This is a genomic window from Streptomyces sp. NBC_00414, from assembly GCF_036038375.1.
Lineage (GTDB): Bacteria > Actinomycetota > Actinomycetes > Streptomycetales > Streptomycetaceae > Streptomyces.
In genome coordinates this window covers 4,594,578-4,616,360 of the sequence record NZ_CP107935.1, presented here as the reverse complement: position 1 = coordinate 4,616,360, position 21,783 = coordinate 4,594,578, and the positions used below count along the sequence as shown (strand labels likewise).

The window sequence follows — 21,783 nt, the reverse complement described above, 5'->3', positions numbered from 1 at the left end:
ACAAGCCCCCACCGGCCCGCACCCGCCCCACAACCCCCTAAGCGTCCGCCCCCGCCCCCACCCCCCGGTCCACGGGAAGGTGAATCACGACCAGCACGACCCCGCTCAGCAAGAACACCCGCATCGCCGCATCCAGCCCGTTCCAGTTCTCCGACTGCCACATCGCGAACCACTCACCGCCAACGGCGAGAAACCCCGCCCCGAAGAGCAGCATCAACATCGACAACCCCACCGTGGACGTCCGCCGAGCCCGCACCGGATCCCGCCGCAGCCACTGGACCGTACCGAGGATCAGAACGAGCGCGGCGGCCGTCTCCCACACGATGATCGCGACGTACACGGCGTCCTGGACCCCCTTGGACTCGACGGCCCGCCACATCAGGTCGTCGTCCTTGAAGGTGGTGTCCATCGCCATGACGTGCTGGACGAACTGCTGGTTGGTGCCGAAGTCGGTGATGTTCCCGAACGCCACGAGCGTGATGTAGAGCGCGACCGTGCCGGTGAGCAGAGCCGCGGTGATCGGTAACGCGCGTGCTGCGGGCATCGTCAAGTCCTCCCGTTGTCAGGTGTGTTGCTCAACGAACACCTGACACCACGTATGCCGCGCGAACCACCGAATTTCCGTTCACCGCAACCGGTCGACGTACCGGTCGGTCCCCGGCACGGTCGGAACGAAGGGCGCCACCAACTCCACCCGCCCCAGCCCGGTCCCGGCCACCGGACCGTCCAGATCCGTGAAGTACTCCTCCCAGCACTCCCGCGGATCCGCCTCAAGGAACCACAGCAGCGTCAGCCGGGTGTCGACACCCTCGACCTGCTTCACGTACGTCATACGGTCACCGGGCAGCGGCGTCGGCCGGAAGACCGTGACCATGGCGGCGGGCGATCCGGCGAGCGTCCTCGGGAGGTGCCGCGCCCGCAGCCACTCCAGCAGTTCGCCCCGCCGCGCGGGCGATTCGGCGTCGACGACCTGAAGCACCAGCCCCGCGTAGGGGTGGTCCAGCGCGTGGAAGTCGCGCGGCCCGGCGGCCCCGTCCCGGTACACCGTCGCCTCGTGGTCCTGGAACGCGGTGAAGACGTGCGTGCGGTCCTGATAGACCCGCCCGTCCCTGTTCAGCCGCTTGTTGATGCCCACGGTCCACTTCATGTGGTCGTCGTGACGCCCGTCCGTGACCCAGTACGTCGAGAGGTAGCAGCCGGTGGTGACCGGCTGCGCGACCGCGGACTTCTCCGGGTAGCGCAGGAGCTGGAGATCGCGGGTGGCGACCCAGCGCCGCCCCGCGTACATCCAGGGCATCGCCATCGCCCCGGCGATGAAGTGGTCGTCCTCGTACCAGCGGTTGTACGCGTACTCGTGGCCCGGATGGGGCTCCACCATCGTGATCAGGGCATGGCCGGGACGCACACCGTACGGGCCGACGGCGGCGAGTTCCGCGTACACCTCGCTGCGGGTGTCGACAGCTGGGTCGACGGGCGTCGTGTCATCGAGCATGGCGCTCTCCCCTTCTCCCTGTTCCGTCCTTCGTCCCGTCCTCTTCCGTCCTTCTCCGGACGCCCCTACTCTGACGGACCGTCAGATCAACCGCCAGAGCCGGGAGGCCCGCAATGTCACTGCTCGGGGGCAGGACCGTCGTCGTGTCGGGGGTCGGGGCCGGGCTCGGCCACCAGGTCGCGGCGGCCGTGGTGCGGGACGGCGGGAACGCCGTGCTCGGGGCGCGCACCGAGGCGAACCTCGCCAAGGCCGCCGCCGAACTCGACCCGGACGGCGCGCACACGGCGTACCGGGCCACGGACATCACCGACGAGGGCCAGTGCGACGCGCTCGCCGCGCTGGCCCGCGAGCGGTTCGGGCGGCTCGACGCGGTCGTCCACGTGGCCGCCTGGGACAGCTACTTCGGCGGCTTGGAGGACGCTGACTTCGCCACCTGGCAGGCCGTCCTCGACGTGAACCTGCTCGGCACGCTGCGGATGACCCGCGCCTGTCTGCCCGCGCTGAAGGAGCGCGGCGGATCCGTGGTCGTCATCGGCACGCAGTCGTCCGTCGCCGCCCCCTCCCAGGTGCGACAGGCGGCGTACGCGGCCTCGAAGGGCGCGCTGACGAGCGCGATGTACTCCATGGCGCGGGAGCTGGGGCCGCACCGGATCCGGGTGAACACCGTGCTGCCCGGCTGGATGTGGGGCCCGCCGGTGGAGGCGTACGTGCAGTTCACCGCGTACACCGAGGGCGTACCGGAGGCCGAGGTGCTGGAGCGGCTGACCTCGCGGATGGCGCTGCCCGAGCTGGCCACGGACGCGGACGTGGCGGACGCCGCGGTGTTTCTGGCATCGGACCGGGCGCGGGCGATCACGGGACAGTCGTTGCTGGTCAACGCGGGGGAGTTGATGCGATAGCGCCCACATGTCCCGATCGGTGAGCTGATCGAAATTGTTCAGGGACATGAACCGAGGTCAGTAAGCAGAACTATTTTACCTCCCTTTGACCGTACGGGCTGTTGTCGCAGTCATGCCATCGAACCCACGATGAGCGGGCGCTTCACGACCCTGACGATCCTGGGAGAGGGCATATGAACGGTCTCGACTGGGCCGTGCTCATCGGCTACTTCGGCGTGATGGTCGCGATCGGTGTCTGGTCCCACAAACGGGTCGACAACGTCAGCGACTTCTTCACGGCCGGCGGCAAAATGCCGTGGTGGCTTTCGGGCATCTCGCACCACATGTCCGGCTACAGCGCGGTCATGTTCACGGGTTACGCGGCCATCGCGTACACGTACGGCGTCACTTCCTACGTCACCTGGTCCTTCCCGATCGCCATCGGGATCGCGATCGGTGCGAAGACGTTCGCGCCCCGGCTCAACCGGGTGCGCTCACGGCTGCACGTGGCCTCGCCCCTTGAGTACCTGAAGAACCGCTACAACCTGCCCACCCAGCAGGCGCTCGCCTGGTCCGGCGTCCTGCTGAAGATCGTGGACGTGGGCGCCAAATGGGCCGCCATCGCGACCCTGCTCTCCGTCTTCACCGGTGTCTCGCTCAACATGGGCATCCTCATCACCGGCTTCGTGACCGCCATCTACTGCACGGTCGGCGGGCTCTGGGCGGACGCGCTGACCGAACTCGGCCAGTTCATCATCCAGTTCATCGCCGGCATCGCGATGCTCGTCGCCGTCATGGCCGAGCTGAACGGCTTCAGCACCCTGTGGAGCGTCTGGGACGAACCCGCGCTCGACGGGCACACCAAGCCGCTGGCCGGCCCGTACATGATGGTCTTCCTGATCGCGTATCTGTTCATCAAGACCTTCGAGTACAACGGCGGCATGTGGAACCAGGCCCAGCGCTACATGGCCACGGACTCCGCGAAGTCCGCCACGCGCTCCGGCATCCTGTCCGCCTCGCTCTGGCTGATCTGGCCGCTGGTGCTGTTCTTCCCCATGTGGGTCGCGCCGCTGATCATCAAGACCGACGTGCCGGCCGATTCGTACGCGCTGATGGCCGAACACCTGCTGCCGCACGGGCTGCTGGGCCTGGTCATCGTCGGGTTCTTCTCCCACACGATGGCGATGTGCTCCTCGGACGCCAACGCCATCGCGGCCGTCGTCACCCGCGACATCATGCCCGCGGTCTCCCGCAAGGCACGCGAGTGGGACACCCGGATGGGGCTGCTGGCCGCGCGCTGGGCCACGCTGCTCTTCCTCGGTCTGTCGATGGCCATCGCCACCCAGGTCAACTCCGCCTTCTTCGGCGACATCATCACCGTCGTCATCAAGTGGGTGGCCGGCCTGATGGGTCCGATCGCGATCCCGCTGATGCTGGGCCTGCTCCCGTGGTTCCGCAAGAGCGGTCCGACGGCGGCGCTGATCAGCTGGGCCGTCGGCCTCGTCACCTTCTGGCTGGTCAACTACCCGATCAGCTGGAACGTCGACGGCGGAGTCCCGCTCCAGTACCAGGTGTCGATCCCGCTCGCGGTGTCCCTCGTCCTCTACATCCTCATCGGCTACGTGAAGCCCGAGGACACCCCGGAACGGGACGAGCTCATCGCGAAGATCAACAGCGACGGCGGCGGGGCCATGGCCGCGGCGATCCCGACCCCGGCCGGCCCGGCGGACGACGTGGTGGGGGCGCCGGTCAAGGACTAGCACCGAAACCGCGCGAACGACTCGTACGTACGACACGTACGTACGGATGTGAGGGTGGCCGCTTCCTGACGAGCGGCCACCCTCACTCGTTCCGCCGTGAACGCGGGGCGGCGTCCGGGTGTGGTGTCCGAGTGCGCAGCCCGGGGCGCGTCAGCCGCGGGCGGTCAGCCCGGCCGGGACCGGTGTGGCGCCCGTGCCGGAGAGGGCCGCGTACCCGCGCGGATAACGGGCCAGCCAGCCCGGCGAGGAGCCCGCCGGACCGTGCAGGGCCGGGCCCTGGGTCATCTCCATCGCGAAGTCGTCGGCGAGGACGAGCATGGTGGGGCGGCCCTCCAGCTCGGCCAGCCAGGACGGCGGAAGGGCCGTCTCGCCGTGCAGGGCGCCGAGCAGCGCGCCGGTGAGAGCACCGGTGGCACCCGACGCGCCGCCGTGGTTCACCGACAGGCACAGGCCGTGCCGGGTGTCCTCGCCGACCAGGGCGCAGTACACGGCCACCGACAGCAGCCCCTCGGCCGTGCCGTCCCCGGCCAGGTCCTCGACGCGGGCCGGTGACGGCATGCCCTGCCGTACGGCCCCCAGGGCCCGCTGCAGCGCCTCGGCGACGGGCTGCTGCCCCGGGCGCGGTGCCAGCAGCTGCAGGGCCCGCTGGACGGCCGTGTCGAGGCTCTCCCCACGCGCGAGACCGTGCACGATCACGGCGTACGCGCCCGCCGACAGGTAGGACAGCGGGTGGCCGTGCGTCTGCGCCGCGCACTCCACCGCGAGCTGCAGGACGAGCTGCGGCTCCCAGCCGACGAGGAGCCCGAACGGCGCGGAGCGGGCCGTGGCCTCGACGCCCCGCTCGTCGGGGTTCTTGGGCGCGTCCAGTGTGCCCATCAGCTCGTCGCCGAGGCCCATCAGACAGGCGCGCGTGGGATCACGGCGTGCGTACAGCCACTCCTCGCGGGCCAGCCACCCGTCCTCCTTGCGCCGCTCGTCCGGGCCCCAGTCGCGCTGGGTGGCGGCCCACCGCAGATACGCCCGGTGCAGGTCCGTCGGCGGATGCCAGGCACCGGTGTCCCGGCGCACCTGGGCCCTTATCAGCCCGTCGAGCGAGAACAGGGTCAGCTGGGTGAGGTGCGAGACGGCCCCGCGCCTGCCGTATCCGTGGGCCAGGTCGGTGAGCCCCTCCGCGCCGTGCGCGGCACGGATCTGTTCCATCGAGAGGTGGCCGACGGGGGAACCGAGCGTGTCGCCCACGGCCGCGCCGAGGAGCGTGCCACGCACCCGGCTGCGGAAGTCCTGCTGTTCGGCACGGCCCCAGACGGCACCGGCTGTCGCACCCACCGAGGCCTCCCGAGATCCCGATCCGATTCCGTCCGTACGGCCGACAAGTCAGCACTGTAATCGAACGGGAACGGTCGGTTGAGGGGCGGATCGGTATGCGAACAGTGGGCCGACTGCTCATGTTTGTCAGCGATCGGTATGCATTTCCGTCCGGTGGCCCCGGCGAAGTCCCCCGGAGCCACCGGGAAATGAAGATCCATACGAATGACCACGACTTTCATACGCAATACCTGCGCAGCATGCGCACAATTGCGGGAGGATCTTCGAGGCGGGTGCGGACAGGGCCGAGCCCCCTCGGCCAGGACGGCGGGCCAGTCGAGAGGGCTCTTTCATGGTGCGTATGAAGTTGTCGAGACGGTTGTAGTTGTTGATGAAGTTGTTTCTCGGTACGTGCTGTGCGAGGCCTCCGCCGTTGTCAGACGGTGCCCCGGCTCACTTCTGCCACGAAGGCGTTCCAGGACTCCGCCGGGAAGGCCAGCGTGGGGCCTTCGGCGACCTTGGAGTCGCGGACGGCCATCGCCGCCAGGACCGGGGACTTGATCTCGACGCACGCGCCGTTTCCCTGGGAGTACGAAGACTTCGTCCACGTGTCCGTGGCGCCTTGCTTGATTGCCATGTTCGCTCCGATGGCCGGTTGCTGGGGTGGCTGTCACCGAGTTGCGGGTTCCTTCCGGAACCCACGGTTCGGATTACGCCAAGGTTGTTGCGCCTTGGCGTGATCGACGCTACTCGCCAACTCCCGCGTACGAAGCGACTATTCACCCGTCTGGGTGACATATGCCAGTCGAGTCTTCCCTTGCGATAGGCCGGTGGTGTATTGTCCGCCGCCTTCTCGCCGGAGGGGTCAAAACCGGCCCCTGATCACCTCAGTGCGCATAGTCCTTCGCGACATCCGCGATGAACTCCCGGGACTGGTCGGCGTTGAGCGCCTGCGCCCGCAGATGCTCGTACATGACGCTGTACTTCTGGACGTCGTTCGCCTTCTCCAGGTACAGATCGCTGGTGACGCCCTCGATGTAGACCACGCTGGAGTCGGCCGCGTCGGGGAATTCCAGGATCGCGTACTGGCCGCTCACCCCCGGATGGGCGCCCATCGTGAACGGGATGACCTGGACCGTCACGTGCGGCACGTGCGACATCTCGACGAGATGCTCCAACTGCTCGATCATCACCTGCTTGTTGCCGACGGTCCTGCGCAGCGCCGCCTCGTCGAGAACGGCCCACAGCCGCAGCGGGTTCTCCAGGTCGGAGATACGTTCCTGTCGGCGCAGCCGCACCTGTACGCGCTTGTCGATGTCGCCGGCGGCGGCCTCCGGGAGAGCGCCCTGGATCAGCGCCTCCGCGTACGGCCGGGTCTGCAGCAGGCCCGGCACGACCAGCGGGTCGTACACGCGCAGGCTCGCCGCGTCGGTCTCCAGACCGATGTAGACGCTGTACGGGATGTCGCCGAAGGAGTGCCACCAGCCCTGCTGGCGCGAGTCCTTGGCCATCTGCATCAGCGAGTCGACGATCCGGACGTCCTCGACCTCGTACACCCCGCACAGGTCGCGGACGTCGCGCTGGCTGATGCTGCGCCGCCCGTTCTCCAGGCGGCTGATCTTCGACTGCGAGACGAGCAGCCGCTCGGCGACCTCTTCGGCCGTCATGCCCTTGAGCTCCCGGAGCCGTCGTAGCTCCTGGCCCAACCGGCGTCGCCTGACGGTGGGATTGACGTTGGACGCCACGGGACGTGCACCTCCGGCTGCGGGCTGCCTGTACTTTGCGTATCTGCTGTTCAGCAGATTGCCACCAAGGTGCTTGCTACCGCTGGGAAACAGCGGATATGCAGTGCGTACGCGCCACTTGTCGCCACCTTGCGCCACCTGACGCCACCTGACGGTGGGTACGACGACAAGCAACCATGGACACAGGGATATGTGGATATGGGGACAGCGGACGACGAACGAACGTCGAGGGACACGGATTCGGGACACGGGCATACGAGCGCGCGGGGCGGCGGGCCGTGTCGTCGTCCGGACGTACGGCCTGTCGCCCCGCGCGGCCCAGCGGCTCCCGAACCGGATCATGGGGACTGCGGTGCGGCGCTGACGTGCGTGACGCGCGAGGCGTGGTGCACGGTGGGTGATGCGGAGTTACCACGTGTGCTGCGGATGCTGCCGGTGTTACGGATGCTGCGGATACGGCGGTACTTCGGGAACTGCCCGTGCTGCGGTTGTGCCGGTTCTCGCGCGCCGTGGACCGGGTGCTCAGTGGGCCACTGCGCGCGCCATCGAACCGCGGCGCGGTTGCATCGGGACGCCCCTGGCGGGCTCCGGTGCGGGCCTGGCTCCGGGGGCGGCCTGACGGCCGGTCGGTGCCGGGCTGCGGCGTGGCTGTGCGGCCACTCCGTTCTGGACGTCCATCACGGCGTGAGCCACGAGTCCGCCCATGGGGTCGTGCCTGATCAGATCCCTGAGGCGGGAGCGCGACGAGCGCCCTTCGTTCCCTGGGTAGAGGTGCTTGCCCAGGCCGACGGCATGCGCCAGTGCGGCCAGAGCGGCGGTCCGCGGGTCCGGCGGGACGCCGGTGCGGATCGCGCTGTCCAGCCGGGCCCTGATCTCCCGGCTGATTTCCGTGTCCGTCGCTTGGTAGCGAGTCGTCGGAAGCACCCCGCACATCTGGCCCGCCACGGCATGGACCATGCCGCATCGCTCCAGATGCGAGAGATATGTCTGGCGCAACCCCAGTCGGGGTCCGCCGATCCAGTTCACAGCGCGTACTGGAGCACCCCGCCTGCGGAGTAGTTCCAGCGCACAGTCCAAGGTCGGATCTCCGGTCGGCCGTGGTGCCACCACGGCGATACGATCCCCGTCTGGGGCTATCCGTCCGGCCAGCGCCAGCTCCACTAGCTGTGCTCCGGCCAGACCGAGGTCGAGCGACTGCGGCTGTGCGGTGGTACCCGTGGTCGGGTCCAACGCCAGCAGCAGAAGCTCCTCCGGAAGTGTTCTGCGGCTCCTGCCCATCCATGCCTCCCCGCGTGGATGAATGACAGGGTGACCCCTCTCACATTGGTCTGTCGAGAGCACGTGACCGGTTCGTTGTGGAACCAGTAGATATGTCGTTCTCGTCTACCGCAGGGGTCAATCCCTCACACAGGACACTGGTACATGGTTCGGACACGAGTGTCCGGGCCGCGTGTGCACTGTTTAACGGGTTCATGGTTCGGTTGGGCGCACGGTGTGTGGCGCACGGAGGAGGCATCGGTGGCGGGCGAGTCCCCCGACAGGTCGAAGCAGCATGAGTCGTCGGCAGAACCGACGTCGGGGAGCAAGGTTCCGGTTCCGGATCCGCGGCTGGCGGTCGCGCGGGAGGCCGTGACGGCGGCTGCCCGGGTGGACACGGCGACCGCGGTGTTCTCGACGAAGCGTTCTGCGGGCCCGGCGGGTTCCAAGGGGTCCGCGGGTGCGGAGGAGACGGCGGAGCCGGCTGCCGGGAGTTCCCAGGGGAGTGACGGTTCTGCGGAGCCGGAGAGTTCCGCCGGAGGTGCCGGGAAGGGCGCCGGAGGCGGTGACGCGCGGCTGCGGAGCGCGGTGGCGGCCTGGGTCGCCACGGCGGACGAGGAGGCGCCTGAGGGCGCTCCTGCGGACGCGGCGGCGGATTCGGCTGCGCCGGGCGTGGGTGCGCCTGCCGGCGAGGGCGGGGATGGGGATTCGGACCCGGGTGTCGGTTCCGACCCCGGCTCCGATTCCGACGAGTCGGGTTCGGGCGCCGGTACGGATGCGGGTGCGGGCCCGGACTCCGAGCCGGAGGATTCCGCGGCTGCCGAGGCACCGGCCGATGCATCGGCCGAGGCGAAGAGCGAGTCGGAGGGCGAGTCGGAGGGCGACGCTTCGGAGGACGCACCGGCCGGGCGCGCTGTTCCGCCCGTTCCGCAGGCCGACGCCTCGCCCAAGAGCGGAACGTCCGCCTCCGGCGAGAGTGACGGGAAAGCCGCCGCGGGCGACGAGAGCGGCGCTGACGCGAAGGCCGACGCCAAGCGCACGGCGGACGCTCCCGAGGCGGAAGTCCCCGCGGCGAAGCCGCCCGTGGGCGCAGCTCCCGCCGCTGACGGGGACGCCGGGTCGGACCGGGGCGTCGGCTCCGACGCGGACTCCGCGGCGAAGCCGGATGCCACGGCGAAGGCGGCCTCCGACGCGAAGCCGGAATCCGACGCGAAGGCAGCGTCCGACGCAAAGCCGGACCCCGTCACGAAATCGGATGCCGCTGCGAAGCCGGAATCCGGCGTGAAGCCGACCTCCGACGCGAAGCCGGACACCGCTGCGAAGCCGGATTCCGGCGCCGACTCGGGTTCCGCCGTGAAGTCGGACTCCACGCCCGGCGAGGGCAGGCCCAAGCCCCCCGTCGACCAGGCCACCGCGATCTTCAAGCGGCCCGCGGCCGTGGACCAGCCCACGACCATGCTCAAGCTGGGCGGCGCCAAGCCCGACGCCAAGCCGGACGCCGGACCGGGCAAGACGGCCGACTCGGCCGAGTCGGCCGAGCCGGGCAAGGGTGTCGGGTCGGACAAGGGTGCCGAGCCGGGCAAGGGCGTCGCCCCGAAGGGCGGTGCCGAGTCGGCCGGCGAGCCCAAGGGCGAAGCCCCCGCCGAGCGCACCAGCAAGTTCGTGGCCCTCAAGCCGCTCGACGAGCCCGCGCCGCCGAAGGCGAAGCCCGCCGTCCCGCCGCCGGGGCCGTCCGTCCCGTCCTCCGTGGCGCCGGCTCCCGAGACCGCTGTCGTCCCGCAGGTCGGCCCCGAGCGGACGACCCAGCAGCCGCTCCCGCCGAGGCCCCCGCTGGACCTCCTCGCGGAGCTGACGAACACGCCGCCGCCCCGGCAGACCCCCGTGCGGACGCTCGTGCGCCGGGTCAAGATCTGGACGCCGCTGGTGCTCCTGCTGGCCGTGGTGTTTGCAGTCGTACAGGCCGTACGTCCGCTGCCGGCTCCCACTCTCACGCTGACCGCCGACGAGTCCTACGCCTTCGAGGGCAACAAGGTCTCCCTGCCGTGGCCCGAGGAGGGCCAGGGCTGGATGGACGTCAACGGCATCGGCACGGTCGACTCGTTCGGGGCGCAGAAGCCCGTCGCGATCGGCTCGGTCGCCAAGGCCATGACGGCGTACGTGATCCTCAAGGAGCACCCGCTGAAGGCCGGCGCGGACGGCGCGAAGATCGAGGTCGACAAGAAGGCGGAGACGGAGGGCGGCTACGACGCGCAGGGCGAGTCGACGCTCAACACCGTCAAGGAGGGCGACACCCTCACCGAGAAGGACGCCATCGCGGCCATCATGATCCCCTCCGCGAACAACATCGCGCGGCTGCTGGCGCGTTGGGACGCGGGGTCGGAGGCGAAGTTCGTCGAGAAGATGAACGCCGCCGCCAAGGACCTGGGGATGAAGAACACGAAGTACACCGACCCCTCGGGTCTGAAGGAGACCACGGTCTCCACCGCCGAGGACCAGGTGAAGCTCGGCAACGAGCTGGTGGACATCAAGGCGCTGGTCGACATCACCAAGCTGCCGACCTGGGTGGACCCGTCCGGCAAGAAGTGGGACAACTACAACCGCCTCGTGCCGTACAACAACGCCATCGGCATCAAGACCGGCTCCACCACCAAGGCCGGCGGCAACCTGCTCTTCGCCGCCACCCAGGAGGTCGGCGGTGAGAACGTCATCGTCGTCGGCGCGATCCTCGGACAGCACACGCCGCCGATCATCGACACGGTCAACGCGGTCAGCAAGACGGCGATGGTCGCCGCCCAGGACGCGCTGACCTCGCGGAAGATCCTGAAGAAGGGTGACGTCGTGGGGTACGTGGACGACGGGCTCGGCGGCCAGGTACCGGTCGTCGCCACCAAGGACGTCTCCGCGGTGGGCTGGGCCGGCCAGACCGTGAAGCTGAAGCTCGACGAGGGCGGCGCCACCATCCCGCACGAGGCGAAGGCGGGAACCGAGGTCGGCTCGCTGAGCGTCGGTGACGGTACGACGGGCGACGCGGTCGAGGTTCCGGTCGCGCTCCAGTCGGACCTCACGGAACCGGGATACGGCGCCAAGCTGACCCGGGTGAGCTGACGGGGGCGTACGCCCTCAAGGACGCGCAACCAGAACAACGGACAGCAGAACAGCAGAACAGCAGAACCGATCGCACCCCGCTGACGGAGCACCACCCAGGAGCTCCCCGGCGGGGTGCGTGCTAGCGTCGCCAGGATGGGGCAAGGCCGCCCGCCGCGGGGCCCGGCCGAGAGCGGAACAACGGGACACGGGAGTGCCAGCACGTGGCGACAGCGGAGCCGACGCATGCCGACGACGCCGAGCCGAGCCGAGGGGCCGGCCCGCGAATAAGCGTGCGTACACGGCACGTCGAGAATCCCGGCAGTGTTGCCGGGCCCCCCTCCGGCACGGCCGAGAACCCCGACGCCGGACCGGACCACGACGGCGGACCCGCCCCTGACGCCGGACGGGACCACGACGCCGAGCCGGGCCCTGACGCAGGGCCGGACCGCGACGCCCAGCCGGTCCGCGAGGCCGTGCCGGAGGCCGACACCGATCCGGACGCCGGCGCCGGACCTGACCGTGACACGGCACCGGGCCGCGATGCGGGACCCAGCCGCGACGCCCAGCCGGGCCGCGATGCAGGACCGGCCCCTGACGCCGGACCGGGCGACGAAGGCGGCCCGGACGAAGGCGGCGCCGACGGCACCGCAGATCGCCGCGGCGACGACCGCAAGGATGATCGCGACGACGGCGACGACGGCGACGACGGTGGCCGTGACGACGGAGCCGGTGGCCGTGAAGGCACCCGTCTGCAGCGTTTCGTGCGGCACCCCGCGATCATCGCCACAGCCGTGGCCGGCGTCCTCCACATCATCTGGTTCTTCACGTTCGCGAACAGTGGGGGCGACCTCGCGGCGCAGGACGCGTGGGCCGAGTTCGTGGGCCGGAACCCCGGTTCGGCGTACAACCTGGCCTGGTACGGCGGCATGCACCCGGTGTCGTACAGCGTGGTGTCCCCGTACCTGATGGCCGTGCTCGGCGTGCGGACGACGATGATGATCGCGGGGACGGCCTCCGCCGGTCTGCTCATGCTGGTGCTGATGCGCAGCAGGGCCGTACGGAACCCCGTGGCCCCGGTGGCCGCCGGAGTGTTCGCGCTCCTGTGCAACGCGATCTCGGGCCGCGTGACCTTCGGCCTCGGCATGGTCTTCGCGCTCGGCGCCGCCGCCGTCGTCTTCTGCTGGCCGTACCGCTGGCGCTACAAGCGCTGGGCCAAGGCACTGTGCGCCGCGCCCCTCGCCGCGGCCGCGACCGCCGCGTCCCCGGTGGCCGGCCTGTTCGTCGGTTTCGTCGCCGTGGCGCTGTTCCTGCAGAAACGCCGCCCTGGCGCGTGGGCGCTGGGCCTCGCGCCCGCAGCGGTCGTGGGCGTCTCGGCCTGGATGTTCCCCTTCTCCGGTACGCAGCCGATGATGTTCGGGTCGGTCCTGCTGCCGTTCGCGTCAGCGGCCTGCGTCTTCTTCCTCGTCCCCAAGGAGTGGAAGACGGTCCGGATCACGTCGGCGGTGTACGGCCTGTCCGTCGTCCTCGTCTGGCTGATCAGCTCGCAGATCGGCTCCAACATCAGCCGGCTGCCGATGCTGCTGGGCGGGGTCACGCTGATCGCCGCGCTGCCCTTCACGGCGCCGCGCTCCCGTAAGTGGTACGCGATCCTCCTGGCCTTCGTGACCGTGAACGGCTGGATCGCCTTCAAGGCCGTGGACGACATCGTGCACACGACACCCGAGGCGTCCTGGGCCCGCGAACTGGCCCCCCTCGTCAACCAGCTCCAGGAGGTCGGCGCCGAGAAGGGCCGCGTCGAGGTCGTACCGGCCCGCTCCCACCGGGAGGCGTCCGCCGTCGCCCCGTACGTCAACCTCGCCCGTGGCTGGAACCGGCAGGCGGACATGGAGCGCAACCCGCTCTTCTACGACGACACCCTCAACTCGGCGAACTACCACGAGTGGCTCCAGCGCTGGGCCGTCCACTACGTCGTCGTCCCCAAGGGCGAGCCCGACGGCGACGGCGGCCAGCGCGAGCGCGAACTGGTCCAGCGCGGGATGCCCTACCTGAAGCAGGTCTGGGGCGACGCCAACTGGCAGCTCTTCGAGGTCACCGACCCCAAGCCGATGGCCGACCCGCCCGCCGTCGTCGACCGTGCCGAGCAGGGCGAGCTGACGCTTGAGGTGAAGCGGGCGGGGCGGGTGCTCATCCGGATCCCGTACTCGCCGTGGCTCGGGCTGGTCGACGCGGAGGGCAAGAGCGTGAAGCCCCCGCAGGAGACCGAGGAGTCCAAGAAGCGGGAGGACGGGGCGCCGAAGACGTACGACAACGTCAACGGCTGCCTGATGGAGACGGAGGAGGACGCCCAGGGCGACCAGTGGACGGAACTGCTGGCCCCCGGCCCCGGCACGTACCGCCTCGCGGCCCCCTACCAGCTGCCCCGGGGCACGGGATGCCCCGAGGAGCTGCGGGAAGAGGTCCGCGGCAGCGAGGGCTAGGGCGGGGGAGGCCCGGGGCAGCCGGGGCCAGGGCGGGTAGGGCCTGGCTCAACGCTCAACCGGTCGGGATCGCGACGCTCAGCCGGTCGGGATCGCGACGCTCAGCCGGTCCGGATGGCGTGCTCAGCCGAGCTGGGCCTCGACCGCCGACACGACCTCGGCGGACTCCGGCTCGGTCTGCGGCGAGAAGCGGGCGACCACCGCGCCGTCCCGGCCGATCAGGAACTTCTCGAAGTTCCAGCGGATGTCGCCGCTGTGCCCCTCGCCGTCCGCGAAGCCGGTGAGCCGCTCGTACAGGGTGTGGCGTCCGTCGCCGTTCACGTCGACCTTCTCGGTCAGCGGGAAGGTCACGCCGTAGGTCGCCGAGCAGAACTCCGCGATCTCCTCGGACGAGCCGGGCTCCTGGCCCATGAACTGGTTGCACGGCACCCCGAGCACGGTGAAGCCCTGCGCCGCGTACCGCTCCTGCAGCCGCTCCAGGCCCGCGTACTGGGGGGTGAGACCGCACTTGGAGGCCACGTTGACGACGAGCACGGCCTGGCCCTTGTACTGGCCGAGGTCCGCGGAACCGCCCTGCAGAGCATCGATGTCGACGTCGAGGACGGAGGCGCCCGAGGCGGCGGACGCGGAGGTACCGGTGTTGTCAGTAGTCATGAACGGATGCTAACTCCGGTCGGCCGACGCGGGGGCGCCGCCCTGTGCCCCGACCAGGACCTCGCCCACGGCCGTCCGGTAGTAGAGGACCGACCGCCCCGAACGCCTCCGCCGTACCAGCCGGGCATCGAGCAGGACCTTCAGATGACGGCCGACCGAGCCGAGCCCCTGCCCGGTGACGGCGACCAGCTGGCTCGTACTCATGGGGGAGCCGAGGAGGACGAGCACATCGGCCCGCGCACCGCCGAGCAGCCGGGCGAGCCCTTCGGGAGCGGCGGACGTGGGGGCATCCGCCGCCGGCCGGGCATGCGCCAGCACGCCCGAGCACGGATACACGACGGCGTACCGGTGGGGCTCCTCCCCCGAGACCTCCCACGACACCCACCCGTGCCGCTGCGGAGTCACCGGTACGAAGACCAGTTCCGCGCCCGAGATCTCGCGCGGCGGATACTCGTGCAGGTTGACCTGCAGCCGGTTCTCGCCGAGCCAGCGCATACCCGGCCGCATCGCGCCGAGCGCGGCGGCCCAGCCCTCCTGGCTCAGCCGGGCGGTGCGGGCCACGACATCCGCTTCGAGCACGCGGCGGCGACGGTGCCAGTCGGGGCGTACGGCCTCGGTCCATACGCGGGTGAGCAGGTCCGCGGCGCGTCCGGGGAGGTCGTCGCGGTCGCGGAGGATCGCGGGCAGCGGGCCGCGCAGGGCGACGGCCAGGTGGGCGCGGGCGGCCTCGGGGGAGGCTTCGCGCACCCGGGCGACCTCCGCGGCGAAGTCCTCCTCGCCCCGCGGGGTGGGCGTGAGGAAGTCGGCGATCCACTCGGGCCCGAGCCCGGCCCGGACGAGGGCGGCCGTGACGGGCTCGGCCGCCAACCACCCCTCGTAGGCGGGCAGATGGGTGGCGAGCCAGACCCGTTCGCCGGGATGCGCGGCGCTCCTGGAGTGCAGCGCCTTCAGACAGGCGAAGGTCTCCGCGAGCGGCGAGACCACGAAGCGACTGCCGGCGAGCGTGTCGGCACTGACCTGCCACCAGCCCATCGCGGCAGCCTCCTCGGGGTCGTGGTCACGTGGTCACGTGATGTCGTGGTCACGTGGTGTCGTGGTCAGGTGGTTTCGCACAGACGCGAAAGAGTAACGGCCCCTCCGGCGCGGGTCGGAGACTCCGGGACATGCCCACGACGTACCGGTCCCTCTTCCGCACCCCGGAGTTCACACCCCTCTTCCTGGCCTCCTCGGCGCAGGTGGCCGCCCAGACGATGAGCGGTCTCGCGCTCGGCACGCTGGTCTACCGGGCCACGGACTCGCCTCTCCTGTCGGCCCTGAGCATGTTCGGCCCGTCGCTCGCCCAGGTCCTGGGCGCGACCACGCTCCTGTCGGCGGCCGACCGCCTGCCACCGCGCGCCACGATGACGGGCACCGCGCTGGCGTTCGCGGCGGGTACGGCCCTCCTGGCGCTCCCCGCCCCCCTCTGGACACTCTTCGCCCTGATCCTCGCCCTCGGCCTGGTGGCCTCCCTGAGCGGCGGCGTCCGCTGGGGCCTGCTGAACGAGATCCTGCCCAAGGACGGCTACATCGTGGGCCGTTCGGTCTTCAACATGGCGAACGGGATCACGCAGATCATCGGATACGCCACCGGAGGCGTCCTGATCACGCTCCTGTCCCCGCGCGGCACCCTGCTCACGGCGGCGGCCCTGTACGCGGCGGCCGCGATGACAGCCCGCTGCGCCCTGACCCCCCGCCCGCCGAGAGCGACGGGCCGCCCGTCGACAGGCGCGACCTGGCGCACGAACGCGACCCTGCTCGCCCCGGGCCCCCGCCGCCACCTCTACCTGGCGCTCTGGCTCCCCAACGGCCTGATCGTCGGCTGCGAGTCCCTCTACGTCTCGTACGCACCCGAGCACGCGGGTCCGCTCTTCGCGTGCGCGGCGCTGGGCATGCTGACCGGGGACGTGACGGTGGCCCGCTTCACCGGACCGGCGCTGCGCCCCCGGCTCGGAGTACCCCTGCTCCTGCTCCTGGCGGCCCCGTACCTGCTCTTCCTTCTGCACCCGCGCCCGTCCCTGGCCGCGGCCCTCGCCGCCCTGGCCTCGATCGGCTTCGGCGCGAGCCTGCTCCAGCAGGAACGCCTCATGGCCGTCACGCCGCCCGAACTGGCGGGCCACGCACTGGGATTGCACTCGTCCGGCATGCTGGCGATGCAGGGCGTGGGCGCGGCGCTGGCCGGCACAGCGGCCCAACTGACGTCACCGGCAACGGCGATGGCGGCGATGGCGGCGGCGTCGATCACGGTCACGCTGACGCTGGCACCGGGACTCAGGCCCGTACGGCCACCGTCACTGTCTCCGACACCTGAGCGCGACGCGGCGTGACAGCCGATGCGGCGTGACGGTCGGGGTGGCGTGACAGACGACGCGGCGTGACAGTCGGGGTGGCGTGACAGACGACGACTGTCACGCCACGCCGTACTCCTGTGCCGCTCCGGCTATCGCGCCACGAACTGGGTCAGGATCGCCTGGACTTCGTAGATGTCGACGCCCTTGGTGAAGGTCTTCTGGATCGGCGTGGGCGAGCCGGAGAGCCAGATCTTCAGCTCGGCGTCGAGATCGAACGTGCCCGCGGTCTCGACGGCGAAGTGCGTGATGCTCCGGTACGGAACGGAGTGGTACTCCGTCTTCTTGCCGGTGATGCCCTGCTTGTCGACCAGGATGAGGCGACGGTCGGTGAAGAGGATGGTGTCGCGTATCAACTGGAAAGCGGCGTGCACCTGCTCGTTCTGTCCGAGCAGTCGCGCGTAGTCGTTCTGTGCTTTCGCCGGATCGACGGTGTGGGCGTTTCCGAACAGCGCCATGACAAACCCCCCATTGGTTGCGTGAAGTTCCAAGATCCTCGCACCGGAGCGCAACCGGAGCAATGCCTTGTTTCCCGACTGTCCTGAGGGTGCGACACCCCGGTGACGCAAGGCCCTTCACTCGACGCGCCGCCGGGTCTCCGGGGTGCCGCTCAGCCGGCCTGAGCGTCCGCCGACGCTCCGAGATCCGCGGTCTCCTTCGCCGATGGGGCCTTGACGGCGACCGGCTGGTTGATTTCGAGGAGGGTGAAGGTCATGTCGAGGGGTTTGCCGACGACCGGCTTGAGCGGCTTCCCGTCGGCGCTGAAGCGCGCCTCGTAGGTCGCGCCCCGCAGGCGGAACCGCTTGGCGCGGTCGTCCTCGTCGATCCACAGATCCATGGTGAGTGCCTTGTCGAGGCCCAGCCCGATGAACTGATCGAGGCTCTTGATCTGGCGCTCCCGTGACTTCTTGTCCACGGCGGCGTCACGGGCGGCCTGCAACCCCGCAACGGTGACTGTGCCCCGGTAGTGGGTGGTCCGGGTGCCGTCGACCGTCTCGGTCCCGACCTTCCGCGGATGCCTGGAGCCGGTGAGGATCGTGGACTGCACGATCGGACTCCCCTCGATCTGGTGGGGCAGTACGCGGTAGGTGTTGTTGTCCACCGAATAGCGGCCCCACATCGCCGGGGCGGCGCTGAACCAGCGTTTGCCGTCCAGCTTCGTCAGGTCGACCGCGCTGCCGCTGACGTACAGCGTGCTGTCGACGTACCGGACCACCGTCCGAGGTGCCTGCGGCCGATCGACCGCGATCATTTCCATGCTCATGGCGGAGGGGGCCGTGCTCATGGACGCCTCGACCTTCAGCCGGCCGGTCTTCGGCAGGGTCCCGGTGACCCGGTAACGAAGGGACGTGATGTCCGCGGTGTTCTCCGCAGCCTTCGCCACGGCTTCGGCGGGGGTAACCTCCGGCGCCTCCTCCGCCACGGAGCCACCCTCGGTGCCCGTCCCACAGCCCTCGGCACCCCCACCGAACAGCAGAACGACGACGGCCGTGCCGGCCACTCTCCGCGACACGGATGCACGCGTGAAGGTCCTCATGGTTCCCCCGGAACACTTAGAACGAGCAGACAGGTGATCGACGCCGCCGCAAAGGCGGTGAGCGTATCCCGAGTTCCGGACGTCCGGTGAGTGACCAGTCCTATTCCCACTGCCGGGCGAGGGGATGTCAGTGGCCGCCTGCACAATGCGCTCCGTGAGCGACCACTACGAGACCGTGTTCTCGTGCTTCCTGCGCGATGACACGCCTGAGTCCGTGCTGGGGGCGTTGCGCCGGCACATGGGCCTGGACGAGGAGGAACCGGATGACCTCGATCCCGAGGAACACCCGTACCCCTAGGGCAGGTAGGGCAGGTCGGGCGGAGAGATGGATGTCATCCGCCGAACAACTGCGGATGCGGGCAGGGCTCCAGCTCGTCGCCCGGACGATCGGACCACGTCCACCAGACGTGCCGGCCGACGCACTTCCAGAGCAGCCGGCAGACACGTCGGCCGTCGTCCTCGCGCTTGCAGAGGACCATGCCACCGGCCTTCAACTGCCCGCCGCACTCCGGACAAAGGGGCCTGGCTTCGGTCGACATGCCGTGCAGCGTAGTCACAAGAACCGCGTCGCCTATCCTCCACAAGATGAAGGACTCGGAGGCTTTTCGGGCGGCGGTCCGTGCGTGTGCGGCGACGATGCTGAACGGCGACGCCTCACCGTACGAACCGGCGTTGGAGATCTTGGGCCTTGCCAGTGGCGGGCTCCCCGTCGACGACGGCGACGAAGCAGGCAACTGGCTCGCGCTCCTGTGGGGTGAGCTGACGGATCGGGCTGAGCTCCGGCCCGCGGAGGCGGACCGAGCCGAGGCACACATGGTCACCGCCGCCCGTGAGTGGCTGGCCGTCGAGGGCGACGAGCAGGGTGAGGCGCGCTACTTCGACCGTTGGCTGCACGACATCCTTGGCTACGAGCATCGTTCGGCTCGGGCCCAGGCCTGATTTCGAGCGACAGGCCCAAGGCACATGGACGACCACGACGTTCCGCGGCAGAACGAGCCTGCCGAGCACCTTCGCTTCCGGGACTACCTGAGCGGGCTCGGGCAGGTCTCGGAGGCCGACGAGGAAGACCTGGTCAGCGCGGTCCTCACCGACTCGGACCGGACGATGGCACAGTCCGCAGTCCTGCGGCACCTGGACCACCGGGCCGCCGACCTCCACTCCGGCTCCGCCTACGAATCCTGGGCAGAGAGGATGAGGCGGGCCACGGCGCGCCATCCGTTCCTGACCCGGCGCCTCGACGAATGGTCCCTTCTCCGGGCCGTAACCCTGGGGCGGCCGTGGCATTCGGAGGCCCTGCTCGAATCATCCGACTGGGCCCAGCTGAAAACGTCCGAGTCTTCGAACACGGCCGCGCTGGAACTCCTCGCCACCCGGGGCCGGACCAAGCGAATCCGCAACACCGCCCGAACCAACCTGAACCAGCGGAGCCAACGCTGATACAGCCGACTACTGACATCAACCTGCGCTGCGAAAGCGGCAGTTCACGAGCAGGTACGCACTCTGGGCGCCCGGCGGCACGGGGAACGGTTTGATGTCCGCACGCGTCGTCCCTCTCCGGGGCACGGACGGGTCCCGGAGAGGGGAGACCGGGTGCGTACGAGCGGCTTCGCCAAGTGGACAAGGCGGTTCGAGGACGAGCGCGAGCGCAGGTGCGCCCAGAGTGACCCGGACTGGGGACGGACCGCGACACTGCATCCGACGGTGTGGGCCAGCATCCAGCGCTTCCAGGTCGGCGAGGACGGAGACGGTGCCAACCTCGTCGGCAAAGCGGATGAGACCGGCGACGCCGACTACGCGCAGGCGGTCAGGCTCTTCATTGCCGAGGAACAGAACCACGCCCGGCTGCTCGCCCGACTGCTGGCCGCGGGAGGCATACCGACGTCGACCGGGCACTGGAGCGACGCGGTCTTCGTACGGCTGCGGCGGCTCACGGGCCTGCGCATGGAACTGCTGGTACTGATGGTCGCGGAAGTGGTGGCGCTGCGTTACTACCGGGCTCTGCGCGACGGCACCGACGACGCGCTCACCTCGGACGTGGCGGGGCGGATCCTGTCCGACGAGGAACGCCACGTGCCCTTCCACTGCGAGCGACTGCACGCCCCTTTGACGGAGCTGCCCCGCGCGCTGCGCCGCCCGACGATGGAGCTGTGGCGACTTCTTCTGCTCGCGATCTCTCTCGTCGTCGCCGCAGACCACGGTCCGGCACTACGCCGGCTCGACATAGGCCGCCTGCGATTCGTCGCCGATGTAATGACGTCGTCCCACGCGGTGGTCGCCGCGATACTGGCACCGAGCCCAGACGCATGGACGACCGCGGGCTGACCAGAGAGGGCCCGCCGCCTTCTACCACCTCCTCGGGAGAGCGGCTGGGGCGTGGGCAGGTTACCTGCGGCTTCGATACGGGCCGATCATCGAACCCCCGCCCGACGTCAGTTCTGGATGCCAGAAGGGGGTCACCTCCGGAAACCCGGAGGTGACCCCCTTCAGAACTGGTGCCCCCGGCAGGATTCGAACCTGCGACACCCGCTTTAGGAGTTCGATCCCAGCACGGTTCGTCGGCTGTCATCGACTGGTGCGATGGCCGGCCAGGGTTGCTGGCGTTCGCTCCCGTCCGACGTCGTTGATGTCAGCCGTGGATGTCAAGAAGTCTTCTTCGTAGCTCTATAGAGATCAGTCGCTGACGGGGCAGACCATTGCCTTGACTCCAACAATCAGTTCTTCTCGGCTCACCAGGGGTCTACTTGCACTCTCCACACAGACTCAGCCCACCACTGTCCCCAGCTCTCATCCCGTCTGCCGTCGACCCACACACCGTGGAGCAGGCGTGGTTCAGGGGCGTCAAGGTGGAGCGCGCCACTGTACGAACGACCTTGACGCCCCTGAACCGCGTCTGCTCGGCTCTGCCTGGGTCGGCGGTGGACGGGATGAGAGCTCCCCACGCACACCCCACTCGGCCGACACCCGCCAGCGGCGCCCCCTCCATCCCGGAGTCGGAGCGCCCCCGCCGGAGGCATCTCTATGACCGCGGCTGCACTGTGCAGCGCTCTCCTTTGCTTCTGGCACGGTAGTGGCACGAACCTCTGTCGACGACAGTCAGCCACGACGACGGGTGCGACGGACCAGGCGCGCGTATGCCTCGCTGCACCCCCACCAGCCTCAGCCACGCTGTCAGTGCCGTCGCAGAGCAGCAACGATGGCTGGCACATG

General features: G+C 69.7%; 20 protein-coding genes. 9 read left to right on the top strand and 11 right to left on the bottom strand.

The window, feature by feature from the left end:
• Window positions 1-37 precede the first annotated feature (37 nt).
• Both OHS59_RS19795 and OHS59_RS19790 read right to left on the bottom strand, forming a co-directional pair.
• A complete protein-coding gene (locus OHS59_RS19795; RefSeq protein ID WP_328494739.1) occupies window positions 38-544 on the bottom strand; it encodes a DUF2165 domain-containing protein in 507 nt (168 codons plus the stop codon).
• Between the two features lie 81 nt (window positions 545-625).
• A complete protein-coding gene (locus OHS59_RS19790; protein WP_328494738.1) occupies window positions 626-1,492 on the bottom strand; it encodes a hypothetical protein in 867 nt (288 codons plus the stop codon).
• A 113-nt stretch (window positions 1,493-1,605) separates the two neighbouring features.
• Here OHS59_RS19790 and OHS59_RS19785 point away from each other — a divergent pair, with 113 nt between their 5' ends.
• Both OHS59_RS19785 and OHS59_RS19780 read left to right on the top strand, forming a co-directional pair.
• Window positions 1,606-2,391 (top strand): SDR family oxidoreductase, encoded by a 786-nt coding sequence (locus tag OHS59_RS19785; RefSeq protein WP_328494737.1) that lies wholly within the window; start codon window positions 1,606-1,608, stop codon window positions 2,389-2,391.
• Window positions 2,392-2,564: 173 nt separating this feature from the next.
• Complete coding sequence (locus OHS59_RS19780) at window positions 2,565-4,130, top strand: sodium:solute symporter family protein (protein ID WP_328494736.1); 1,566 nt, start codon at window positions 2,565-2,567, stop codon at window positions 4,128-4,130.
• Window positions 4,131-4,280: 150 nt separating this feature from the next.
• Here the strand turns inward: OHS59_RS19780 and OHS59_RS19775 are convergent, their stop codons facing one another.
• From OHS59_RS19775 to OHS59_RS19760, 4 genes are all read right to left on the bottom strand, one after another.
• Window positions 4,281-5,456: an ADP-ribosylglycohydrolase family protein gene (locus OHS59_RS19775; RefSeq protein WP_328494735.1), complete on the bottom strand. Its 1,176-nt coding sequence runs from the start codon at window positions 5,454-5,456 to the stop codon at window positions 4,281-4,283.
• A 415-nt stretch (window positions 5,457-5,871) separates the two neighbouring features.
• On the bottom strand, window positions 5,872-6,072 hold the full coding sequence (locus tag OHS59_RS19770; protein WP_328494734.1) for a DUF397 domain-containing protein: 201 nt from the start codon (window positions 6,070-6,072) through the stop codon (window positions 5,872-5,874).
• Window positions 6,073-6,322: 250 nt separating this feature from the next.
• On the bottom strand, window positions 6,323-7,180 hold the full coding sequence (locus OHS59_RS19765) for a helix-turn-helix domain-containing protein (RefSeq protein WP_328494733.1): 858 nt from the start codon (window positions 7,178-7,180) through the stop codon (window positions 6,323-6,325).
• A gap of 522 nt (window positions 7,181-7,702) precedes the next feature.
• Window positions 7,703-8,458, bottom strand: coding sequence for a GOLPH3/VPS74 family protein (locus OHS59_RS19760; protein ID WP_328494732.1), 756 nt, complete (start codon window positions 8,456-8,458; stop codon window positions 7,703-7,705).
• A gap of 240 nt (window positions 8,459-8,698) precedes the next feature.
• Here OHS59_RS19760 and OHS59_RS19755 point away from each other — a divergent pair, with 240 nt between their 5' ends.
• A complete protein-coding gene (locus OHS59_RS19755; RefSeq protein ID WP_328494731.1) occupies window positions 8,699-11,542 on the top strand; it encodes a D-alanyl-D-alanine carboxypeptidase in 2,844 nt (947 codons plus the stop codon).
• Between the two features lie 731 nt (window positions 11,543-12,273).
• On the top strand, window positions 12,274-14,001 hold the full coding sequence (locus OHS59_RS19750) for an MFS transporter (RefSeq protein WP_443061640.1): 1,728 nt from the start codon (window positions 12,274-12,276) through the stop codon (window positions 13,999-14,001).
• Window positions 14,002-14,124: 123 nt separating this feature from the next.
• On the opposite strand, the gene OHS59_RS19745 is transcribed toward OHS59_RS19750, so the two are convergent.
• Window positions 14,125-14,655 carry a glutathione peroxidase gene (locus OHS59_RS19745; protein ID WP_328494729.1) on the bottom strand — a complete coding sequence of 177 codons (531 nt, stop codon included), beginning with the start codon at window positions 14,653-14,655 and terminating at the stop codon, window positions 14,125-14,127.
• Between the two features lie 9 nt (window positions 14,656-14,664).
• Window positions 14,665-15,687 carry an ArsR family transcriptional regulator gene (locus tag OHS59_RS19740; protein WP_328494728.1) on the bottom strand — a complete coding sequence of 341 codons (1,023 nt, stop codon included), beginning with the start codon at window positions 15,685-15,687 and terminating at the stop codon, window positions 14,665-14,667.
• Between the two features lie 131 nt (window positions 15,688-15,818).
• On the opposite strand from OHS59_RS19740, the gene OHS59_RS19735 reads away from it, so the two are divergent.
• The gene (locus OHS59_RS19735) at window positions 15,819-17,018 is read left to right on the top strand and encodes an MFS transporter (protein ID WP_328494727.1); all 1,200 of its coding nucleotides are present in this window, start codon (window positions 15,819-15,821) and stop codon (window positions 17,016-17,018) included.
• A gap of 113 nt (window positions 17,019-17,131) precedes the next feature.
• On the opposite strand, the gene OHS59_RS19730 is transcribed toward OHS59_RS19735, so the two are convergent.
• Together OHS59_RS19730 and OHS59_RS19725 are read right to left on the bottom strand one after the other, a co-directional pair.
• The gene (locus OHS59_RS19730; protein ID WP_328494726.1) at window positions 17,132-17,497 is read right to left on the bottom strand and encodes a PH domain-containing protein; all 366 of its coding nucleotides are present in this window, start codon (window positions 17,495-17,497) and stop codon (window positions 17,132-17,134) included.
• Window positions 17,498-17,649: 152 nt separating this feature from the next.
• Complete coding sequence (locus OHS59_RS19725) at window positions 17,650-18,552, bottom strand: hypothetical protein (protein WP_328494725.1); 903 nt, start codon at window positions 18,550-18,552, stop codon at window positions 17,650-17,652.
• Between the two features lie 178 nt (window positions 18,553-18,730).
• On the opposite strand from OHS59_RS19725, the gene OHS59_RS19720 reads away from it, so the two are divergent.
• Window positions 18,731-18,874 carry a hypothetical protein gene (locus OHS59_RS19720; protein ID WP_328494724.1) on the top strand — a complete coding sequence of 48 codons (144 nt, stop codon included), beginning with the start codon at window positions 18,731-18,733 and terminating at the stop codon, window positions 18,872-18,874.
• A gap of 34 nt (window positions 18,875-18,908) precedes the next feature.
• Here the strand turns inward: OHS59_RS19720 and OHS59_RS19715 are convergent, their stop codons facing one another.
• A complete protein-coding gene (locus OHS59_RS19715) occupies window positions 18,909-19,115 on the bottom strand; it encodes a dehydrogenase (RefSeq protein WP_328494723.1) in 207 nt (68 codons plus the stop codon).
• 46 nt (window positions 19,116-19,161) lie between these two features.
• On the opposite strand from OHS59_RS19715, the gene OHS59_RS19710 reads away from it, so the two are divergent.
• The 3 genes from OHS59_RS19710 to OHS59_RS19700 all read left to right on the top strand — a co-directional run bounded on the left by OHS59_RS19710 (window position 19,162) and on the right by OHS59_RS19700 (window position 20,898).
• Window positions 19,162-19,515: a hypothetical protein gene (locus tag OHS59_RS19710; RefSeq protein ID WP_328494722.1), complete on the top strand. Its 354-nt coding sequence runs from the start codon at window positions 19,162-19,164 to the stop codon at window positions 19,513-19,515.
• 24 nt (window positions 19,516-19,539) lie between these two features.
• Complete coding sequence (locus tag OHS59_RS19705; RefSeq protein WP_328494721.1) at window positions 19,540-20,013, top strand: hypothetical protein; 474 nt, start codon at window positions 19,540-19,542, stop codon at window positions 20,011-20,013.
• 153 nt (window positions 20,014-20,166) lie between these two features.
• Window positions 20,167-20,898 carry a ferritin-like domain-containing protein gene (locus OHS59_RS19700; RefSeq protein ID WP_328494720.1) on the top strand — a complete coding sequence of 244 codons (732 nt, stop codon included), beginning with the start codon at window positions 20,167-20,169 and terminating at the stop codon, window positions 20,896-20,898.
• Window positions 20,899-21,783 lie beyond the last annotated feature (885 nt).

What these genes read in the sequence shown, in the direction of transcription:
- OHS59_RS19795 (WP_328494739.1), bottom strand. Translation starts at nt 544, where the DNA reads ATGCCCGCAGCACGCGCGTTACCGATCACCGCGGCTCTGCTCACCGGC.
- OHS59_RS19790 (WP_328494738.1), bottom strand. Translation starts at nt 1,492, where the DNA reads ATGCTCGATGACACGACGCCCGTCGACCCAGCTGTCGACACCCGCAGC.
- OHS59_RS19785 (WP_328494737.1), top strand. Translation starts at nt 1,606, where the DNA reads ATGTCACTGCTCGGGGGCAGGACCGTCGTCGTGTCGGGGGTCGGGGCC.
- OHS59_RS19735 (WP_328494727.1), top strand. Translation starts at nt 15,819, where the DNA reads ATGCCCACGACGTACCGGTCCCTCTTCCGCACCCCGGAGTTCACACCC.
- OHS59_RS19705 (WP_328494721.1), top strand. Translation starts at nt 19,540, where the DNA reads ATGGACGACCACGACGTTCCGCGGCAGAACGAGCCTGCCGAGCACCTT.
- OHS59_RS19745 (WP_328494729.1), bottom strand. Translation starts at nt 14,655, where the DNA reads ATGACTACTGACAACACCGGTACCTCCGCGTCCGCCGCCTCGGGCGCC.
- OHS59_RS19740 (WP_328494728.1), bottom strand. Translation starts at nt 15,687, where the DNA reads ATGGGCTGGTGGCAGGTCAGTGCCGACACGCTCGCCGGCAGTCGCTTC.
- OHS59_RS19760 (WP_328494732.1), bottom strand. Translation starts at nt 8,458, where the DNA reads ATGGGCAGGAGCCGCAGAACACTTCCGGAGGAGCTTCTGCTGCTGGCG.
- OHS59_RS19730 (WP_328494726.1), bottom strand. Translation starts at nt 17,497, where the DNA reads ATGGCGCTGTTCGGAAACGCCCACACCGTCGATCCGGCGAAAGCACAG.
- OHS59_RS19770 (WP_328494734.1), bottom strand. Translation starts at nt 6,072, where the DNA reads ATGGCAATCAAGCAAGGCGCCACGGACACGTGGACGAAGTCTTCGTAC.
- OHS59_RS19710 (WP_328494722.1), top strand. Translation starts at nt 19,162, where the DNA reads ATGAAGGACTCGGAGGCTTTTCGGGCGGCGGTCCGTGCGTGTGCGGCG.
- OHS59_RS19780 (WP_328494736.1), top strand. Translation starts at nt 2,565, where the DNA reads ATGAACGGTCTCGACTGGGCCGTGCTCATCGGCTACTTCGGCGTGATG.
- OHS59_RS19715 (WP_328494723.1), bottom strand. Translation starts at nt 19,115, where the DNA reads ATGTCGACCGAAGCCAGGCCCCTTTGTCCGGAGTGCGGCGGGCAGTTG.